A 15829-nucleotide genomic window follows, 5' to 3' on the forward strand; every position below is an offset into this window, starting at 1 on the left:
AATTTGCGATTAGACTTAATCTAGAAAAAAGCCATGCCTACTTTTATTGCTCAAGTTCGGGACAAATCAGGCAAATCCAAAAAACAAAAAATTGAAGCTGCTACTCCTGAACAAGCCCGCAGCATCCTAGAAAATCGGTATTCTGCTGTTGGCAGCGTCAAGAAAAGCTTAGATGTTAGCTTTAGCCTCTCAGACCTTTCCGAAAAATTTACCAATGTCACGATCAAAGACAAAGCGGTCTTTTCTCGTCAGTTTGCCGCTATGGTTAATGCTGGTGTGGCTATCGTCCGCTGTCTTGGGGTATTAGGGGAACAGTGTTCTAATCCTAAGCTGAAAAAGGCTTTGATGAACATCAGTGCTGAGGTACAACAAGGAACTAATCTATCGGATGCTATGCGTAAGCATCCAGATTGTTTTGATAATCTTTACGTGAGTATGGTTCAAGCTGGGGAGGTTGGGGGTGTCCTTGATGAAGTGCTCAACCGATTAGCTAAGCTGCTGGAAGATATGAATCGGCTGCAAAACCAAATCAAATCAGCTATGGCTTACCCTAGTGTGGTAGGATTCTTAGCTCTACTGGTTTTTCTGGCAATGACGATGTTTCTGATCCCAATCTTTGCTGGGATATTTCAAGATTTAGGAACGGAATTGCCAGCTTTAACTAAGTTTATGTTATGGTTGAGCGGCATCCTCAGAAGTTGGAAAGTATTGATTCCCATTGCTGTTATAATTGTATTAGTTACAGCTTTTAAATATTACTATAAAACCCCCATGGGTAAGTTACAGATTGATGCATTGCAGTTGAAAATACCTCTGTTTGGTGAGTTGAATGAAAAAGGCTCTGTAGCTCGCTTTTGCCGAGTGTTTGGCTCCTTAACTCGTTCGGGAGTACCGATCCTGAATTCCTTAGATATTGTAAGAGATACAGCGGGTAACCAGGTAATTTCTAATGCTATTAACTCAGCTAAAAATGAGATTCAACAGGGTGGGATGATTAGCCTGGCTTTACAACGAGAAAACATTTTTCCTCCTTTAGCAATTCAAATGATTAGTATTGGAGAAGAGACGGGTGAGTTGGATTCTATGGTGATGAAAGTTGCTGACTTCTATGAAGATGAAGTGGAGCAAGCGGTTAAAGCACTAACTAGTATCTTGGAACCAATTATGATTGTGGTTTTGGGAGGCATGGTTGGTGTGATCTTGATATCTATGTATCTACCAATGTTTAAAGTGTTTGAAACTATGGGCTAATTCGATGCCTGTTCACAAATCTGATTACGAAGCTTGGCTAGCAGAGTATAGTAACCATGATGGTGCGATCGCACTCCTTAAATCCTATCGACCTTACCTGGAAATGATTCCTAGTATGCGCCGACCTAATGAGTGTGTGATCACCATTCCCTTGCCAGTGGTGAGAATTCGTCACTCGCCATCCTCCTTAGGGCATAAAAGCGTTAGCCATGGCACGATCACCGAAGCCGTAGGTTTACCCTGTGATCTAGCTATGGTAATGTGTGATCCCGAATGGAAAGTCAAGATGGAGATCGAGATTGTTCTATTTATCCATCGCCCCCATGAAGACTTTTCTGATTTGCTCAGTCGCTGGCGTCATACCCAAGTGTTACTAGACAAAGACTATGAATGGCTAATGCCTCCTGGCTATCAACACATTCTCAGTGATGGCGTAAACCGTATCTATCCCCTGTTTGTGGTGTTCCCAGAGACACCCCAACGGATTCAGCGAGGCTTACTAGGGGCTAGTCTACCATTTGTGCTGCAAACGACCGATGCTATTAGTCTGGAACAGGAGGAAACATCAGACAGCTGCTCCAGCAAAAGTCCACCAGCTTAGTTTAATAATTTGGGGAGATAGGGAGGTGGGGAGTTTGGGAGATGGGGAGATATTTATTAAGGGTAATTATCAGGAAATTATTTTATTATAGCGTTTTTTAGAGCTATAGACAGAAGAGGGCTCGCCCAAAGGTGGTGCGTTACGGGGCGGACTATCCCAACCCGGGCGAAGAAGCGGAAAATCATGGCAAGTCCGCCCCTAACGCACCCTACGCACTGTTCCCTACTCCCTACTCCCTACTCCCTACTCCCTAAAACCAATGACTATTTCACAAACTGGGGCATGACTTCAGCAGCAGTCAATAGACCATAAATCCCCTTGTGATGTAGGGAAACTCCTGCTTTTAGATAACCAAAGGCGGGACCACAGACATTAGCAGCCATGCTGGTTTCATCACCAAGGGTAAAGGTGTGAGTGGAAATTTTACCCTCAAAGGTGCGACCTGTGATTTGGACATTGGTACTGAGGGGTTTTTTAGGATTGCGGGTATCAACAACACCACCAACAGAAACGCGATCGCGTGAGCAAATCCCTGCTAGTTCCAGCATCACATCATCAGCATGTTCCATATTCTCTAGGCTGATGATGCCATCGGTTTGATCTAATAAGGCTTCGACCTCAGCATCACTCATGGCTTTGGCTCGTTCTACATCGTAACCAGGAAGGTGAGCAATATCTTCTCGAATTGTTGCTCGATAGGCTTCCCAGTTAGCAATCCCTACCCCAAAGGTAATGTTGACACTGTGAATCTCGGCATAGCTTTGAGATGCGATCGCAGCAGCAGCGGTCAATAGTCCTGGAGTAGCACCGCAGCCAGTCATATAGGTAATTCCAGCTGCTTGCAATTCATCTTGCAGTTGCAACAGTTGTTCTACAGCACTAGTGCGCTTGAGAGCATCTACTAAAACTCCCTGCCAACCCGATTGAATAAATTGCTTAACCACCGATGCCATAAAGGTATTGGGTAAATTTGGCAGTGCTAGGAAATATCCATCTACTGTCGCGTTTTGGATTAACTCTTCGATACTGTTGCTACTTAAGGTGCCACCTGGTTCTACATAACCCAATGAACCTTGGGATTGGTAGGTCTGGATACAACGGTCAGGATTTAACCCAGCTGCGTCATAAGCATAACCTTTTTGGTCAGCTGCTGCGACCCAAAGCATTTCTCCCTTAGGAGCTAAGACTCTGGTAGCAGCTTGACCTAATCCCCCAAAGCCTAAAACCCCTACTCGTATTCGCTCTAATCCATTGGGATTGGAGGTTTTGGGGTTATTTACACCTCTGACTTGCGTTTCACTCATAACTTATAGACTGTTTAGCCGAACTTTAATAATTCATACTTCATACTTCATACTTTGCCCAGTCCCCAGGGTAAGGGCAAAAATTAATAAAGAGGAATTAATATCAATATTATTGATATAATTGTGCAATAGTGCTGAAAAATCTTGGCATTATATAGTCATAATCCTTGACAAATATCACATTTTGGCTCAATTTTTTTTTGGTTTACCCTGGCCTAGTCCCCTAGGTTTATATATAGCCGTTTATAGCTTAATGAGGTACACAGGATTTTTTCCAACTTCCCTCACTTTCACTCCTGGAAGGGGTTAGGGGTGGTTTCCTCTTCTAACTTCACTGCTCCCGTTCCCAAAGCGTGGCCCACGGCTTTAGTCCCTGTTCCGAGCTTGCCTCGCGTGGCCAACGGCCTCAGTCCCTTAATTAAAAACCCTTATATTTTTGTTAACAAAGCATTTTTTGGTAATCCCACCCCTTGACTGATGACAAAAGTTACGAGAAGCTTACAAAATATTAAAGTAAACACTCGATTTACTATAAACTTATGTTAACGTTGTTTGCGCCATGATCTAAATTATTATCATTTGATTAATGACCAGCTATAGCACTGGTCAGTGATCAGTGATATCAATCCAGGATTTAGATACTCCTGGACTGGTGCAACAACCGGTGCCACAACCTGCAAATAGGGATAAACCGAGCACTAAGGCGACTATGGAAACATTAGAGTTTGTAATTTATCCAGATGGTCGAGTCCAGGAAAAAGTCACTGGGATCATCGGAGCCTCTTGCGCAGAGGTAACAGCTGCTATTGAAGCTCAGCTAGGACAAGTCGTATCTGTTGAGAAAACATCAGATTACTTCGACCAAAAGCTTGAACTGTCGGCAACAGCCACAACTCAAGCTACCGTTAGCCATTGGTAAATTTGTGTTCCAGTTAGTAAATTCGTTTTATTACCAAAAATGTCTCATTTCAGCACTATCAAAACCCAAATCCGTAACCGTTCATCCTTAGAAACTGCTTTAAATGACTTAGGGATTGATTGGGAATCTGGTCCTAGCCCTGTGCGCGGTTATCAAGGTCAAACTCGCACTGCTGAAGTAGTGATTGAGCAAGAGAATGACTACGACATCGGTTTTAGTTGGAATGGTAACGCTTACGAACTAGTTGCTGATTTTCAGTATTGGCAACAGCCTTGGTCTGTAGATGGTTTCCTACAACGGGTAACCCAGCGTTACGCTTACAACACAGTAATTAAGGAAACTGCTAAGCAAGGCTTTGAGGTTGCTGAGCAACAAGATAATAAAGATGGTTCAATTCGTTTAGTAGTACAACGCTGGAGCGCGTAATGTCTGAGTTCTCACCGACGCCAGAGTCAGAGCGTTCGGGTTTGGAACCAGAGTTAGGGGGTGTCTTTCGAGATGCTCCAGAGCGTTCTGGTTTTGAGCCAGAGCTTGGGGGTATTCTGCGACAAAAAGGTGTTTACGTTGATGAAATTACCTGCATTGGCTGTAAACACTGCGCCCACGTCGCTCGAAATACGTTTTACATGGAAGCCGACCACGGTAGATCCCGGGTTTTTCGGCAAGATGGCGACCCAGAAGACGTGATACAAGAAGCGATAGACACTTGTCCAGTAGATTGTATCCACTGGGTTGATTACACGAAGCTTAAAAATCTAGAAGACGAGCGACAATATCAGGTAATTCCTAGAGCAGGATTGCCCATTGACCGCAGTATTGTTGCTGCCAAAATTAAGGAGAGGAAGCTGGCAAGAAAGCGTAGGAAAAAACGTACCTAGGCTGAATGTCTTCGCTTGTAATAGTAATTAATCCTCCATGGCTTAGAGCCGTTGGGGGTTTTATGTTTTTTGATCGCAATGGTTGGATTTTAGGGAGTAGGGAATCGGGAATCGGGAATCGGGAATCGGGAATCGGGAATCGGGAATCGGGAATCGGGAATCGGGAAATGCGATCGCATTCTTAAAAACCAATTCAATAGCAGGATTATCAGCGCATTTGTCTTAGTTATGAGGTATAATAAAACTTTTTATACCTATAATAACTCCCTCCACTCTACTCCCTACTCCCGACTCCCATCCTACGACCAAATCCCACAGCACATCAATACCACTGCCCACATAGTCTGAATCCTGGTGTTGTTCAATCCATTCAATTACAGTAGGGAGAATATGATTAGATGTTTTGCCCAAATTGCCCAAGGCTTTGGCTGCCTCCCAACGCACAAAAAATTTATCATCCATTAGCTGTGCTAGGAGGGCGTTGATTACAGTTTCTGAGCTGTTGCCCAAATTGACCAAGGCTTCCGCTGACCTGACACGCACATCAGACTCATCATCCATTAGCCCTGCTAGGAGAGCACTGACTAAGGTTTCTGAGCTGTTGCCCAATTTGCCCAAGGCATTGGCTGCACTCCCACGCACAAAAGACTTATCATCCATTAGCCTTGCTAGGAGGGCGTTGATTACAGTTTCTGAGCTGTTGCCCAATTTACCCAAGGCTTCCGCTGACCTCCCACGCACAAAAGACTTATCATCCCTTAGCAGTGCTAGGAGGGCGTTGATTACAGTTTCTGAGCTGTTACCCAATTTGACCAAGGCTTCCGCTGCCCTGACACGCACATCAGACTCATAATCCCTTAGCAGTGCTAGGAGGGCGTTGATTACAGTTTCTGAGCTGTTGCCCAATTTGCCCAAGGCATCGGCTGACCTGACACGCACATCAGACTCATAATCCATTAGCCCTGCTAGGAGAGCACTGACTAAGGTTTCTGAGCTGTTGCCCAATTTGCCCAAGGCATTGGCTGCTTCCCAACGCACAAAAGACTTATCATCCCTTAGCAGTGCTAGGAGGGCGTTGATTATAGTTTCTGAGCTGTTGCCCAAATTCCTCAAGGCATTGGCTGCACTCCCACGCACAAAAGACTTATCATCCATTAGCCTTGCTAGGAGGGCGTTGATTACAGTTTCTGAGCTGTTGCCCAATTTACCCAAGGCATCGGCTGCCCTCCAACGCACCTCAGAATTATCATCCTTTAGCCCTGCTAGCAATTTTGTAATTACCTGATCCTTTTCTCCTAACTCGTGTCGATACTTCAGCAATCGTGTCTCATCAATTAAATCTGTTCGCTCCTTCAACATCTCCAGAGCTTGTGCTTGAAAATCCTTTTCATAAAAACTACAAATTATCTCAAAAACCTCCTCGTAAACCCTCTCCCCAACCCGCTCTTTACTACTCACCTCTAACTCAACCAAGCGCTCCAAAATCTCTTTAACTAAGCCACGATCAGCACCACGCAAATTTTTCGGGTCTTCTGCTAAGCAATTACCAGCAAACAACAAATCCCGATTTAACCACTGCTCGTAGTTACTATTATTATTCAAAACTGATCGAATTGCCTTCGCGGCATTTTTGGGTTTTTGTTGTGCTATCAGCAATAGTAACACTTCGCGCCAGTGGGAGTCATGTAAATACTCCAGAATATGATTCAAAACTATTCCAAAATCATACTCATTTTCGGCTTGATAGTTAATCTCCTGAGCACACAAATATTCTTGAAAGCTCTTATGGACAAAAGCATAACAATCTTGCCCCTGCTCATTCAATAAACCGGTGCGATCGCGAATCAATGTCACAAATGCTTCTGCTTCTTCCTTTGCTTGATATAACTGCACCTGCTTCAAGATTTTAATCTGTTTACTCAACTGAGCAATCAAATCATCTTTATTAATAATGGTGCCGCCTTCGTTATCTTCACTATTTACTTGGCTATGAATCCAATAAGCCAGCAATTCCATCAATCGGCGCAAATCATAGAAATCTAGATACTTAAATAGTCCCTTATTGCTGATTTCTTTGTTAGCATCCCAAGAGGTTAACAAGGTTTTGACGGCGCAGTTATAAAGCTCAAACCGTTCTTTGGGCAATACCGCTTGTTGATACCGATGGATTAATGCAATTATTGTCAATAATAAGGGATTCCGTGCCAACAAGGTAATCCGGTCATTATCATTCAGCGCCTTTCCTAAACTCTCCTTGCGCCTTTTGGCTTCTGCTTGGTCTTGAAAGCGACTGTTATACCAGTTCTCAATAAATGCCGAAATCTTTTGGTCATCAAAGGGTTGGATTTGATAGTGGGGAAATTCCTCAGTGCGGAAAAAGTCGCGCCGATAACCAGCCGGTCTAGATGTAATAATAGCGCGATTTCTGTTAAACTGTCCTAAAAAATTCTCGATGCGCTTGACTACATCATGGCGTTTAGCCTCTTCTGCTACTTCATCCAAACCATCCAGCAATATCAAGGCTCTACCATCAGATAACCAATGCTCGAAAAATCCCACTGGTAACGGTTTCACTGACATGGTGTTTTCCGCAAATATCCGAGCATAGTCGATCAGGCTTTTATCGAGATGTCTGGCAAAATCTCGCATCCTGATTAAAATCGGTAGCCAGTCGGTATCACCATCTAATCCCAAAATGTCAGGATTTTGCTGAGCTAATATTACCGCAAAATAGCTCATCAAGGTGGTTTTACCAGAGCCTGGCGCACCCAGGATTACCACTCTTCTCGACTGACTTTGGCTCAATAACTGCTGAGCCAAGAATTTCCGGCCAGTTGTCTTTTCCAATAGCAGCCTTTCTGGCTTTTCCCCACTACCGGCTGCTAACAACTCCCGCTCCCAAGCGCCAGCAGTTGATACGTCTTCCACGACATCTGGCATTACGAAAATCTGGGCTAACTTCTCCGATTTTTCTACTTCTTGCCCAGGCACAGCAATGCCAGCAAATTTGACATCATCAAACCAGTTGGCTAACTGCTCACAATAATCCTGTTTAGCTACCTGAAATTTAAGATAAGTATCCGTGTGCTGAAAATAAGCATTAATAAATGTCTCTATCCAAGGCTTGAGACTGTCTTGATTTAGTTTAATAGTCTTGGCTTCAGCTTGTTGTTGAAATACGGTGCTTAAAATATCCCGGTCTGGCTTACCTTGATTAAGTAAGGGTTTCTGTAATTCCGCCACAACAGCAGAATGAGTAAAATAGTCGTTCAAAAACCGATTAACTCCATTCCAGCCATCCGGGGGAGCGTGAAAAAATAAGCGCTGTTGACTATCCAGTTGTTTGTCCCATTGATCAACGGCTTCTGCTCCCGCTTTGATGGCTTTTTCGATATCGCTTTTAGTCAGAGATTTAACTATATGCTTCCCTGCTTCTTTAGCAACAATACTTAACAATGGTGGCGCTATTTGCGATAGTTCTAAACTAGCCAAAAGGGACAATGCTGCCATAATTTATAGGTAGTTATGTTCGATTAGTTTAATTATAGCAATTTAGGGAGATTTGATCCCCCTAAATCCCCCTTAATAAGGGGGACTTTCTAGATCAATTTCCGGACTCCCCCCTTAGTTCTTTGGGCGGAAGGGGGACAAACTAGATCGATTTCCGGACTCCCCCCTTATTAAGGGGGGCAGGGGGGGATCGAGTTAGGAAAGGGAACTCTTTGAGTTTACTCCGCCCTTAGTTATTTGGGCGGAAGGGAGAGAAACTAGATCGATTTCCGGACTCCCCCCTTAATAAGGGGGGCAGGGGGGGATCGAGTTAGGAAATGGGAGAGAAAGAGTTTACTCCGCCCTTGGTCTGCCTTAATAAGGGGCACAAACTAGATCGATTTCCGGACTCCCCCCTTAATAAGGGGGGCAGGGGGGGATCGAGTTAGGAAAGGGAACTCTTTGAGTTTACTCCGCCCTTAGTTATTTGGGCGGAAGGGAGAGAAACTAGATCGATTTCCGGACTCCCCCCTTAATAAGGGGGGCAGGGGGGGATCGAGTGAGGAAATGGGAGAGAAAGAGTTTACTCCGCCCTTGGTCTGCCTTAATAAGGGGCACAAACTAGATCGATTTCCGGACTCCCCCCTTATTAAGGGGGGCAGGGGGGGATCGAGTTAGGAAATGGGAGAGAAAGAGCTTACTCCCCCCTTGGTCTGCCTTAATAAGGGGCACAAACTAGATCGATTTCCGGACTCCCCCCTTATTAAGGGGGGCTGGGGGGGATCGCACTAGAAAATGGTATAAAAAGCGCGATTCCACTCCCCCAATCTAACTCTATTATCCTAATCCCTAAAAAAATTTGATACTCACCAAAGAGCCGCAACTTATTGAATTTTGAAACAGCTCTAGGTTGTGCTAGGGGGAAGCTCACTGCTGATCCGATCGCACACTGCTTCAAAATTATGCAATACTTCATCATTGGTAAATCGAATTACTTTTAATCCATAACCTTCAAGAATGTGAGTTCTTTCTTCGTCATAAGCTTGGCCAGATTCTGTATAATGAGAATCCCCATCAACTTCAATAACTAATTTTAAATCAGCACAATAAAAGTCAACAATAAAATTCGCTATTGGTCTTTGTCGCAAGACTCTAAACTGAAAATTTTTCAAATAGCAAGACCACAGCTTTTTCTCGGCTGGTGTCATAGTTTTCCTTAATTCTCTAGCTCTGCTTACTAACTTGTAATTATAAGGAAGATGGAATTGTCTTTGTTGGCGATCGCACATTTACAACTAATCGAGTTTGTGGTTTTTTGCATGGGTTTAGATCCCCCATTATCCCCCTTAATAAGGGGGACTTTCTAGATCGATTTTCCGACTTTACCCAATGATCACGGCGGGCTGGGAGGATCGAGCTTTTCGGATCTGCTTCCGGGTTTAGATCCCCCATTATCCCCCTTAATAAGGGGGACTTTCTAGATCGATTTCCGCACTTTCCCCCTTGGTAAAGAAATGCTATGGAAAGCGATGGTATGTAGGAGGCACTACGGGAAAGGACTCCCCCAATCTAACACCATTACTCTAATTCATAATCCCTAATTCATAATCCCTAAAAAAAGGCGATGATATCAGCCGCTAAGCGATCGCATGATTACGGTCTCAATTTTAATGCGATCGCTATTTTTAATTAACCAAAAAAAACAAAAAAAAACTAATTAAAAATTTCATCTTTATACCCCCTTTATAAAAAATACTTAAAAATACTTGACAAAATTAAAAATTATTTATTAATATAAAAATGTCGCAAATACAACAGCAAAAAACATTATGGACATCGAAAACTTTCTCCCAAATTTTGAGTATAATCCCAACAATCCTAATCTCCCTGAATTATTTGGCCAACCCCAGCCAGGACGGGAGCAAATCAAACATATATTGATCGGTTCTCCCAAAACCGTGCGGGTCACAATCTATAATCTTTATAGCCGTGGCTACGCCCAAGTTCATGAGTGGAGCACTCCTCAACCTACCGGAAATCCTGGTGAGGTGATCAGTATTTTGATTCGACATCTGTCGGTAGATTAAGATAGCAACTTGCCAGGGATTTGCATCCCTGGCTACAGGTCAAAACTCAGGAGAAATTACGAAGTCTGAAGTCTAAGACCTAAGTTTGTATGTTGTTGATTTGGTGAACACATAGTCAAGGACTCTAGGGTTGTTGACTATTACAAAAAATAATTCGGTCAAGCATTGGAATTAACCAAAACTTGACCGAATTTTTTTGTAAGTATTCAGCTGTCAGCCGTCAGCTGTCAGCTATCAGTTAGTAGGGAACAGGGAACAGGGAACAGGGAACAGGGAGTAGGGAGTAGGGAGCAGCCAATAAATAGATGTATTTCACCCTTACTAGAAAACCCAATAGCAATCAAGACTCAAGACTTAATTGCGACAGTGCAATAGTTTTTCTGACCACCACACTTAACACCCTTACCACACCTTGCGTTAATGCAACAGTTTTTCTAACTAACCACCCTTACCACTTTTAAGACTCTTACCTCCCCTGGCGCTAATGCAATAGTTTTTCTAACCGACCACCCTCATCACCCTTACCACTATTTCAATATTTACAACCCTTAACTACCAAAGTTTGCATCTTTTCGGAAATCGTGTTAATATAAATAATATCGTTAAAGCAATGGTTTTACCGCCATGATGATTTCTACCGCACAAGCTGCTGAATTACTAGGTATCTCTGCCACTCGCGTCCGTTTCCTGTTGAGCAAGGGCAGAGTTAAAGGAGCTTATAAAGTCGGTAGAACTTGGGTGATTCCTTTATTTGATGGCATGCCCGTGGTTACCCCTGGTACTCGCGGACCGAAGCGGAATTGGTCAAAGCGTACAAATTACACGAAGGCCGTCATCCACGTTAATCAGAAAGTGATTCGCCAAAATCACAACAGCGGCGAACGCAATCCAGTGATTACGGTAAAACGAGGCTCTAACAATACTTACGGTCATACTGTCGAAGTCAATGGCCCTTGTCGGGTCATGTATCGCCCAGATGATCCCCTAAAGTGTGGAGCACGGGTATGGATTGAGACGATTTCTGATTTTAAGGTAATCGCTTAAGCGGTCAGCGGTCAGTGGTCAGTGGTCAGTGGTCAGTGGTCAGCGGTTAGCGGTCAGCGGTCAGCCATCAGTGGTCAGCCATCAGTGGTCAGCCATCAGTGGTCAGCTTATTTTATTCAAAAGCTGTTCGGTGTAGCTTAGCCTACGGCCAATAGCCGATAACTGATAGCTGATAGCTGATAGCTGATAGCTGATAGCTGATAGGTTCATGTAGGGTGGGCAGTGCAGCAGACAGATAATGAAGCTTGCAAACCACGTTGGTAGGCACTGCCCACCCTACTGATAGGTTCATGTAGGGTGGGCAGTGCAGCAGACAGATAATGAAGCTTGCAAACCACGTTGGTAGGCACTGCCCACCCTACGATTAATGACTGATAGTAGGCACTGCCCACCCTACTGATAGGTTCATGTAGGGTGGGCAGTGCAGCAGACAGATAATGAAGCTTGCAAACCACGTTGGTAGGCACTGCCCACCCTACGATTAATGACTGATAGCTTATAGGTAATAACTGATAGCTGATAGCTGATAGCTTATGCACTTGATATTAATGCAGAGAGTTGTGGTCAGTTAGTAGTTTTTCAACTCTAGCTTCTTCAACTTTCGAAGTTAATTTTTTGGATTCATGGATATCTCTTGTAGTTTTCGCGATGTTGATGCTAGAGCCAACAGAGAAAAGTAAACCGATACCTAAATAGCCTTTGATCCAGTTATCTGCTGGCAAATTCGCAATGCCAATAGTCATGGCAAAAACAGAAATAACAAAAGACGCCCAAGACTGAATTATCCAACCTGTACTATGGGTTTGGTTACCAAATCGTTCTTGCATTTTACTCAACCTTTAAGTGCAATAATGTTAATCAATTTAATTTTGATGATACAAAGCATATTGTCTGGTAAGTTGAGAGCAAGGACGGTTTTTGGATCTGCATACTAGAGTAAAGGTTGAAATGGAGTAACTAATAGTAAAACTCCGGAAAACGTTGTTGAGAGTAATGACAGTTTTTGGCTCGGCATACTAGAGTAGCGCTTAAAATGGAGTAAATAGTAGCAAAATCCTGTAAAACCTTCACTTATTCAGCTTTTCGGTAAGCGCGCCTAGTAGAATAAAAGAGGTTATGTCAGCATATGCGCTACGCGCACGCGTGCGCGTTCAGCTATCAGCCTATGGGCTACGGGCACGCTACTTGAGGTGCGATCAGCTATCAGCCATTGGCCGTAGGCGAGGCTAGTTGAGGTGCTTTTGAATAAAATATGCTGACCGCTGACGGCTGACGAGCAGACATTATCGGTCTTGGAGAATTTTAGTGAAACAGAGTGGACTGCGCAACGGATTTCTGTCAGTGGGATCCTTGAGTAAGCTTGTAGATGCGTTCGCGCAGCGTCGGGCTTTGCCCGAATCGCATTAACAGTGTGGAGTGCGCAACGGATTCTTTGGGTGGGACTGAAGGTAAGCTGATGGTAGATGCGATGCTCCAAAAGAGCCGCTTCGCGAACCCCCTTTGAGCTAAGATACATACAAAAGATAATTTGTCAAAGAAAATTCCATGGGTTTAGCCTGGCCAATTATTAGCGGAATCCGCCACTATAACAAGGGGGAGAAATTTTCTCACTTTTCGCCCTTTGACTTTGATGACATAACCTAGAAAAAGATGGAAAACCCTCAAAGTAACATGGCTAATGAATCATTACCAACAGCAGAAGAAGACGCTCCATCCATTAGTGGTTTATACGAACTCGCCATCGGTGCAACAGCAGAGGATGAAGCAGCTCTGATCGAATATTGGCAACAGTTTGGCTTTAGTGTAGGACAATCTGGTACTCTCAGTGCAACCCAAGCTAATCAGTTATATGGTGTCAATTCCAGTTTGCGATCGCATCGACTACACAATCAACTTAAAGACAGGGGTTTGCTCCGCTTAATGGTGTGGGAGAAACCAGTTAACGAAGGATTGGGACTGACTCCTTTAAAAGCGGTGGGTAGCCGTTGGGGAGCGATGCTGTCTTTGGATGTGTTTAATATTGCCAATCATGCCGAAGATGCGATCGCTGCTGGCTTACCTGTATACTATGTTCCACCCCAGAGAAATTTGATTTATCGTCCCGATCCATTTCAGCCTTTTGTGCAAGCTAATCCTTGTGTACATGAAATGGTTCTCATCCAGCCTCTGACACGGCAAGTCATTTTTGAACGCCATGATTACACCATGCCCTTGTCTGGGGTTGTTAACCCAGAGTCCCATTTCAAAGCCTCAGAGTTCGTTCACCTAGGAATGGTGGTAACAGGTGGTAAGGAGCAGTTGGACTTTTACGAACAGGTACTGGGTTTGGTTTGTGGGGTAAATAGTATCGAAAGCCAATACGGTGAAGCGTCCCGTCATATCCTCGAACTAAAGGGTCCAGAAAATGGAGAGCATCTGTTCACGACTGACTTCATACCGCCTGGTGCCTCAGCTACGGATTTATCCCAGGTGCGTTCTGGGCGCTTGCACATTATGCGGATTGAAGGGTCAGATCTGCCCAACAAGCATAGCCACTCCCGTCCAGGTTGCTTAGGCGTTTCTTTGTACACTATTAGAGTACAGGAGATAGATTTATACCACCAGCGCATTAGTAGTAGTGCAGCAACTGAGGTAACACAGGTATCTGAGAACGAATTTGGTGATAAAAGTTTCTCATTTATTGCACCTGATGGCTATTTTTGGACTTTAGTGGAGGGATAAAAAATGGATTTAAAAGAACAAAACTGGAAAAATTTCACGGCCAACCATTTGCGTGACTGGCATGGTATTTGGACAAGGTATTCTCCTGAAGGAGAGATAATAGAATCATTTCAAAGTCTGAGAAGCTTCCGCAGCAATCCAGAACAAACAGAAATTTATCACACTAATCGTTATATATACGCTGACGGTAGGATAGAAGAAAAAAAATGGCACTCCAATAAACAGGATAAGGTGTTACCTGATGGAATTGTTCACCCAGCATTTCCGTCAATGAGATCATTTTTCTTTGAACAAGGTGCAGCTACATGGTCAGCTAAACAGTTAGAACCTGGTTCGGTGTTTCAACCGGCTGAATTGTTCTTAAAACATGAAGATATAAGACATAGTGTTGCCATTCTTTATGATAGTAATGGCAGTTTGATGCGGACAGTGAGTATCCGTGAAGATGCAGCCGGTTTTCCCAGTAAATATTGGTCAAAGGAAATCAATCTCTTACCTGAGAGAAATCTGAGTGGTAACTGGCAAGGAACTTCTGTTACCATGACCCCAGATTTAAAGGTTTCTGAGCCAATAGCAACTCAACTGCACTGGCCTTTGGCAGGAAATAAAATGTTCTTTTTTCCTGATGGTATTTCTCTGAGTTGTCCTGAACAAGTGAATATTGGTACCTCCTTTAACATTGCGGCAAATTGGCTGATTACCCCCTCTGATTTACAACAACTAAGGGTCAAGTATGATGAATCTGGAGCTTTGTATAGCTTGACTTTGGAAGAATTTTACCTGTCGGATGCTGGAGGGAATCCCTAAGATATTTTCCAATACTTCATAAAGATTATTCATCTGAGATCAGGCTGTCTAGATATAATGAGCAAATAATCAAGATTTTTTTTGGTAAATGATATGGATTTAAAAGAGCAAAACTGGAAAAATTTCACGGTAAACCATTTGCGGGATTGGCATGGTATTTGGACAAGGTATTCTCCTGAAGGAGAGGTAAAAGAATCATTTCAAAGTTTGAGAAGCTTCCGCAGTAATCCAGAACAAACAGAAATTTATCACACTAATCGTTATATATATGCTGACGGCAGGATAGAAGAAAAAAATTGGCAGTATGATAAACAGTCAATGAGAGGATTTTTCTTTGAACAAGGTGCAGCTGTATTGTCAGGTAAACAGTTAGAATCAGGTGCGGTATTGCCACACGAATTGTTATTAAAACATGAAGATATAAGACATAGTGTTGCCCTTATTTATGATAGTAATGGCAGTTTGATGAGGGCAGTAAGTATCCGTGAAGATGCAGCCGGTTTTCCCAGTAAATATTGGTCAAAGGAAATCAATCTCTTACCTGAGAGAAATCTGAGTGGTAACTGGCAAGGAACTGCTGTTACCATGACCCCAGATTTAAAGGTTTCTGAGCCAATAGCAACTCAACTGCACTGGCCTTTGGCAGGAAATAAAATGTTCTTTTTTCCTGATGGTATTTCTCTGAGTTGTCCTGAACAAGTGAATATTGGTACCTCCTTTAACATTGC

Annotated in this window: 16 protein-coding genes; 10 read left to right on the forward strand and 6 right to left on the reverse strand. The window is 43.4% G+C overall.

Features of this window, described 5'->3' with window-relative positions; all coding sequences use genetic code 11:
• The first annotated feature begins 33 nt into the window (after positions 1–33).
• Together F6K64_RS29660 and F6K64_RS29665 are read left to right on the forward strand one after the other, a co-directional pair.
• On the forward strand, positions 34–1251 hold the full coding sequence (locus tag F6K64_RS29660; protein WP_009149224.1) for a type II secretion system F family protein: 1218 nt from the start codon (positions 34–36) through the stop codon (positions 1249–1251).
• 4 nt (positions 1252–1255) lie between these two features.
• Positions 1256–1852 carry a hypothetical protein gene (locus tag F6K64_RS29665; RefSeq protein ID WP_009149223.1) on the forward strand — a complete coding sequence of 199 codons (597 nt, stop codon included), beginning with the start codon at positions 1256–1258 and terminating at the stop codon, positions 1850–1852.
• A 263-nt stretch (positions 1853–2115) separates the two neighbouring features.
• On the opposite strand, the gene bioU is transcribed toward F6K64_RS29665, so the two are convergent.
• Positions 2116–3156 carry a (S)-8-amino-7-oxononanoate synthase BioU gene (gene bioU, locus F6K64_RS29670; RefSeq protein WP_287267235.1) on the reverse strand — a complete coding sequence of 347 codons (1041 nt, stop codon included), beginning with the start codon at positions 3154–3156 and terminating at the stop codon, positions 2116–2118.
• Positions 3157–3865: 709 nt separating this feature from the next.
• Between bioU and F6K64_RS29675 the strand changes: the two genes are divergently transcribed.
• Genes F6K64_RS29675 through F6K64_RS29685 form a run of 3 tightly spaced genes read left to right on the forward strand, consistent with a single transcriptional unit; the run spans position 3866 to position 4953 of the window.
• Positions 3866–4075 (forward strand): DUF2997 domain-containing protein, encoded by a 210-nt coding sequence (locus tag F6K64_RS29675; protein WP_044494432.1) that lies wholly within the window; start codon positions 3866–3868, stop codon positions 4073–4075.
• Between the two features lie 39 nt (positions 4076–4114).
• Entirely contained in the window at positions 4115–4501 is a 387-nt protein-coding gene (locus F6K64_RS29680; protein ID WP_009149212.1) for a DUF1257 domain-containing protein, read from the forward strand.
• Positions 4501–4953 (forward strand): ferredoxin, encoded by a 453-nt coding sequence (locus tag F6K64_RS29685; RefSeq protein WP_287267237.1) that lies wholly within the window; start codon positions 4501–4503, stop codon positions 4951–4953. The genes F6K64_RS29680 and F6K64_RS29685 overlap by 1 nt, the downstream gene beginning before the upstream one ends.
• Before the next feature lie 60 nt (positions 4954–5013).
• Here F6K64_RS29685 and F6K64_RS29690 read toward each other — a convergent pair whose 3' ends face one another.
• From F6K64_RS29690 to F6K64_RS29700, 3 genes are all read right to left on the reverse strand, one after another.
• Positions 5014–5145 carry a hypothetical protein gene (locus tag F6K64_RS29690; RefSeq protein WP_287267241.1) on the reverse strand — a complete coding sequence of 44 codons (132 nt, stop codon included), beginning with the start codon at positions 5143–5145 and terminating at the stop codon, positions 5014–5016.
• Between the two features lie 30 nt (positions 5146–5175).
• Entirely contained in the window at positions 5176–8463 is a 3288-nt protein-coding gene (locus tag F6K64_RS29695; RefSeq protein ID WP_287267243.1) for an NACHT domain-containing protein, read from the reverse strand.
• 884 nt (positions 8464–9347) lie between these two features.
• Positions 9348–9731, reverse strand: coding sequence for an endonuclease domain-containing protein (locus F6K64_RS29700; RefSeq protein WP_287267246.1), 384 nt, complete (start codon positions 9729–9731; stop codon positions 9348–9350).
• 540 nt (positions 9732–10271) lie between these two features.
• On the opposite strand from F6K64_RS29700, the gene F6K64_RS29705 reads away from it, so the two are divergent.
• A complete protein-coding gene (locus tag F6K64_RS29705) occupies positions 10272–10529 on the forward strand; it encodes a hypothetical protein (RefSeq protein ID WP_071106252.1) in 258 nt (85 codons plus the stop codon).
• A 624-nt stretch (positions 10530–11153) separates the two neighbouring features.
• Positions 11154–11573, forward strand: a complete 420-nt coding sequence (locus F6K64_RS29710) for a helix-turn-helix domain-containing protein (RefSeq protein ID WP_008188178.1) — start codon at positions 11154–11156, stop codon at positions 11571–11573.
• A gap of 142 nt (positions 11574–11715) precedes the next feature.
• On the opposite strand, the gene F6K64_RS29715 is transcribed toward F6K64_RS29710, so the two are convergent.
• Complete coding sequence (locus F6K64_RS29715) at positions 11716–11841, reverse strand: hypothetical protein (protein ID WP_287250312.1); 126 nt, start codon at positions 11839–11841, stop codon at positions 11716–11718.
• Between the two features lie 277 nt (positions 11842–12118).
• The gene (locus tag F6K64_RS29720) at positions 12119–12400 is read right to left on the reverse strand and encodes a YiaA/YiaB family inner membrane protein (protein ID WP_008188176.1); all 282 of its coding nucleotides are present in this window, start codon (positions 12398–12400) and stop codon (positions 12119–12121) included.
• Positions 12401–13223: 823 nt separating this feature from the next.
• On the opposite strand from F6K64_RS29720, the gene F6K64_RS29725 reads away from it, so the two are divergent.
• The 3 genes from F6K64_RS29725 to F6K64_RS29735 form a co-directional block, all read left to right on the forward strand.
• Positions 13224–14294, forward strand: a complete 1071-nt coding sequence (locus F6K64_RS29725) for a VOC family protein (RefSeq protein ID WP_008188175.1) — start codon at positions 13224–13226, stop codon at positions 14292–14294.
• Positions 14295–14297: 3 nt separating this feature from the next.
• Complete coding sequence (locus F6K64_RS29730; RefSeq protein ID WP_008188174.1) at positions 14298–15101, forward strand: DUF3598 family protein; 804 nt, start codon at positions 14298–14300, stop codon at positions 15099–15101.
• Positions 15102–15194: 93 nt separating this feature from the next.
• The coding region (locus F6K64_RS29735; RefSeq protein ID WP_287267247.1) for a DUF3598 family protein at positions 15195–15829 on the forward strand (635 nt) is incomplete at its 3' end.

The sequence above is a fragment of the Moorena sp. SIO3A2 genome (assembly GCF_010672265.1).
Classification (GTDB): Bacteria; Cyanobacteriota; Cyanobacteriia; order Cyanobacteriales; family Coleofasciculaceae; genus Moorena; species Moorena producens.